The organism is Catenibacterium sp. GCM10023432, from assembly GCF_042651925.1.
Taxonomy (GTDB): Bacteria; Bacillota_I; Bacilli_A; order Erysipelotrichales; family Coprobacillaceae; genus Catenibacterium; species Catenibacterium mitsuoka.
Window position 1 is genome coordinate 1 of sequence record NZ_JBHSEB010000067.1, and the last position, 3,856, is coordinate 3,856.

At 29.1% G+C, this 3,856-nt stretch carries 5 protein-coding genes; 2 read left to right on the forward strand and 3 right to left on the reverse strand.

Annotation, left to right across the window (positions count from 1 at the left end; all coding sequences use genetic code 11):
- The first annotated feature begins 583 nt into the window (after positions 1–583).
- Both ACFOZZ_RS08850 and ACFOZZ_RS08855 read left to right on the forward strand, forming a co-directional pair.
- Positions 584–1,318 (forward strand): hypothetical protein, encoded by a 735-nt coding sequence (locus ACFOZZ_RS08850; protein WP_279068579.1) that lies wholly within the window; start codon positions 584–586, stop codon positions 1,316–1,318.
- 11 nt (positions 1,319–1,329) lie between these two features.
- Positions 1,330–2,316 carry a hypothetical protein gene (locus tag ACFOZZ_RS08855; protein ID WP_278780267.1) on the forward strand — a complete coding sequence of 329 codons (987 nt, stop codon included), beginning with the start codon at positions 1,330–1,332 and terminating at the stop codon, positions 2,314–2,316.
- 36 nt (positions 2,317–2,352) lie between these two features.
- On the opposite strand, the gene ACFOZZ_RS08860 is transcribed toward ACFOZZ_RS08855, so the two are convergent.
- Genes ACFOZZ_RS08860 through ACFOZZ_RS08870 form a run of 3 tightly spaced genes read right to left on the reverse strand, consistent with a single transcriptional unit; the run spans position 2,353 to position 3,713 of the window.
- On the reverse strand, positions 2,353–2,997 hold the full coding sequence (locus ACFOZZ_RS08860; RefSeq protein WP_279068580.1) for a hypothetical protein: 645 nt from the start codon (positions 2,995–2,997) through the stop codon (positions 2,353–2,355).
- Between the two features lie 5 nt (positions 2,998–3,002).
- Positions 3,003–3,515, reverse strand: a complete 513-nt coding sequence (locus ACFOZZ_RS08865; protein ID WP_286696666.1) for a hypothetical protein — start codon at positions 3,513–3,515, stop codon at positions 3,003–3,005.
- Between the two features lie 39 nt (positions 3,516–3,554).
- The gene (locus ACFOZZ_RS08870; protein ID WP_286696665.1) at positions 3,555–3,713 is read right to left on the reverse strand and encodes a hypothetical protein; all 159 of its coding nucleotides are present in this window, start codon (positions 3,711–3,713) and stop codon (positions 3,555–3,557) included.
- Positions 3,714–3,856 lie beyond the last annotated feature (143 nt).

Consider the following 3,856-nt stretch of genomic DNA (forward strand, 5'->3'; position numbering starts at 1 on the left):
TATCACTTCTAGATAAAATAAAAAACTAGAATTATTACTTGATTAACTTCTAGTTCTATAATACGAAAAGCCTACTTTGAGTAGGCTTAATCAAGGAGTGTAGTATTGACAGTAAATGATTTGATTTTAGAAGAACAATTTATTTGAATATGCAAAATCTCCAGGTAATGTTTTTATGAGAAGTGCGAAATTGTAATATTTTATGCTCTTTTTAATTAAATTGTTGCTTTAGGTTAACTTATTCAAAAAAATCCCATAATAATAACTCGTAATATGCTTCCTTAATTGAAATGGGCATAACTCTTACCGTTTTGTTATTGAAGATTTCTGTATCCACAATCATTCTAAGAATCACAGAGACCATTTCTTTTCTTTTGAATGTATACTTTTCCAGTTTCTTATGAAGTAGGAAATCTGATGTTAAGCTAAATTTGATGATCTAGTAGCAACATTTTTCTTAAACTTAGCGATATTTTAAAATATGTATTATTATTGTAAATAATGTAAAGAATGAGTATAATTGAATTATAAAATGTAAGCGATTACAATTAATCAATAATTAAAAATAAGGAGGATAATTTTTATGAAAAAAATCGCAAGAGTTTTAATCGTTTTTATTCTAATACTATCTGGTAATATTCTAAATGTTCAAGCATATGATAGAGTATATTTTTCAAAAGAAATTCCAGAAAAAATGGAATCTGTCACAATTATCAGATATATCGATAATTCTCATTTTATATTGGTTGACGGTGAAATAAGCGACGATTTTGAGTTTACATATTTAGATCCTACAGGATTGACAGATTTGTATCCAACTCCTTTTAAGGGTATGACAGTAAAATATGCTGCTGATGGTTATATTACAAGAATCTTGGATGAGAACAATCGAGAAGTGGAATCTGTAAAAAATGACAATATGACTGTGCCAATAAATACTTATAGTGTTGACGATAGAAATAATAATATTCTTAAAGCATCTTGGGGTAGTAATAAAAATAGATTATATAGAAATAATTACTATAATTGCTATTTTGGATATGGTAGGGCTACAGCGTATAATCATCAACCTGGACAAAAGAATCATGTATTAGTTAAAGGAGACGTCGCTACTAGTTTAAAATATGATAATATTACTTGTGGTCTAGTTGTTAAAACTACTATACATGGGAAAACAGTTAATATGCATAAGTGGGATGCGGGTGGTTTACCTGATGCAATTGTAGATATTTGGAAGGATGGAGTTACTTATTGGGGATACGATGCGAAGAAACTTGATGATTTTGCGGTGAAGGATGTTGTTATTGAACATAAGTAAGAAGGAAAATTATGAACAAATTAAAATGCTTACTTAGTGTCACAGTTTTATTATCACTGCCTGTAGGATGCTCTGAATCATCTCATTATTATATTTCTATGACCACAACTCATGCGACGAATCAGGAATTCATATTTACCAGCAATACTTATATGTATGATTTAACTTCTAAAAAACTTAAGAAGGTTTCTTCAGAACCTTATGAAAGTCAGTACCCACTTTCTACTTATGATTATAAGAATAATAAAGTATATTATTCAGGAAGCGATAATAAAGAATATGGGAATTCATATATTAAACAATATGCTTTATCTACTCATAAAACATCTAAATTTATTGACTATGTAGATGCAATCAATGATATCAGAATACTGGATGATCATAAGATGTTTATTGTAGGACGTTTAAAAAAGGTAAAAAAGAATACCATGGTACCTTCAATCTATAATACTAAAACACATAAAATAAATTATTTAAACTGGAATCAGGATAGTTTTGCGACATGTACAAATTATAATCCAGACACCCAGGAATTAATTATACCTCATTATTCAATGTCTTTAAGTTATAAACTGACAGATGATTATAATAACGGTATTATAAAAAATGAAGTTGATTCTTATGCGCCAATTACATTCACTGTTGTGAAGAAAAACAAAACAGAAGATGTTTTTAAATTAAATCACAAACAGCTTGATAGTACTTATATTGATAAAGATTATATATACTATGTAACAGATAAACAGACATCTATTACTAACTTTGATTTGGTGAGATATGATCGTCACACAAAAGAAAAAAAGAAATTATTAGATGGAAAGTGCGGCTATTATTCCATGAATATAGTTACTGTTTTAGATAATATTATCTATTTCATAGGGCAAAGATCTGAGGTATATGAACTTGTAGAATTAGATATGAATACAAATGAACAAACAGTCATCTATCAATCAAAAACTCAAGAAGCTATTAACAATGCACAATTTTATAAGAAATAAAAAAAATATGGTTCACCAGCATGAACCATATTTTTTTTATGCACGAATTGTTTCTTGTAATGGATATTGGTTGAGTAAGTATTGTGGATCAGAGCTAATTATATGCATTTCATTCATGAAATGATGTAATAAATAGCTGAACGTATTGCCATAACATTCCTTCTTTAACTTATAGAAAGGAGTGTACTTTAATTCAACTAAGTCTTGTTCTCTTAATGACATCTCTAGTTGATGGTTTCCATCAATGACAGTATAGAGTCCATTACTCATATAGGAATCAGTAATAACGGGATAATATTTAATGCTTTTTATATTCTTTTGTGAACATTGGAATTGATTTAACAAGTAGATGTTCATATCAAAAGGAATAGGATGGTTGATTCTATTTCTATCTAGTTCATCTTCAGTCATAGATTGAATAGAAGATGTCTGATAAGCATCTGATTGAATCACATGATCAATATTAAAATAAACCTTATAGCTTCCTACATGAGGAATAGAATAGTTCATCACATAATATTCAGCATCAGTTAAAAGATCCATAGAAATAGAATTATATTGATTTTCATCCAACATACTAAAAAGATCATACCATTTGTTGATAAAATTCTGTTGATGTACAAGAGTAGTTACACTTAAATGTTTTAAGTAATTAAGAAAATCAGTTTTACGTTGATTCATATATATCACCTTTCTAAGCAATAAATCGTATTAAAGAGAATAACATGCTTATAAATGGTTTGATCAATATGGAAATATCCAGAAAACCATAACTTATATGTGACCTGTTGTTCTATATCATCCATGACTTCATCTATGTTTCTTAGATGAGGAAGGGTATAGTCATCCAGGTTACAAGGAATAGTACGTGTATGTAAGAGTTCTTTAATATGGAACGGACAATCATGCGTAATAATATAATCAACATGAAAGTTATATTGAAGTAAGTTATTGAGTGCTTCATTCCATTCTTGAGTTGTAGGTAATTCCTGCTGCCACCATGAACGATGTTCTACACGTGTTTCTATATCACATGAATAGCCACCACCAAAAGTGAAGAATGTCAATCCATCAATTGTATAAATCTGTCCTCTCATCAAATGAACTACAGACTCCTTAATAAAATGCACCTTTCCACCATGCCAGCTAGAAACAGGATAATCATCCAATAATTCAAAGTTCTCATGATTTCCATCCACAAATAATGTAGTCCATGGCTCTGAATCCAACCAGTCAGGTCAGAATAAATCTGGTAACATATCATCCCATACAGCTCCAAAATCACCACATATAATGACATAATCTTCTTTTGTAAGTATCTGTCCCTCAGGAAAATGATGAGGCTTTAATTTAGAGATATCAAAAGGACAATGTGTATCACCGGTAATATAAATCATAGACATCCTCTCTTTTGTTTTTAGTCTATCATACCAACAAAAAGTTCTTCTTAAGTCTATGTAAAATTTAAGTAAAGAAAATTGGATAATAGAAATCAAGTAAAAATTTAAAAAATATATCAATACTTTTTCATGGTTTTTAC

Coding starts and splice junctions, on each gene's coding strand:
- ACFOZZ_RS08850 (WP_279068579.1), top strand. CDS start 584: ATGAAAAAAATCGCAAGAGTTTTAATCGTTTTTATTCTAATACTATCT.
- ACFOZZ_RS08855 (WP_278780267.1), top strand. CDS start 1,330: ATGAACAAATTAAAATGCTTACTTAGTGTCACAGTTTTATTATCACTG.
- ACFOZZ_RS08870 (WP_286696665.1), bottom strand. CDS start 3,713: ATGATTTATATTACCGGTGATACACATTGTCCTTTTGATATCTCTAAA.
- ACFOZZ_RS08860 (WP_279068580.1), bottom strand. CDS start 2,997: ATGAATCAACGTAAAACTGATTTTCTTAATTACTTAAAACATTTAAGT.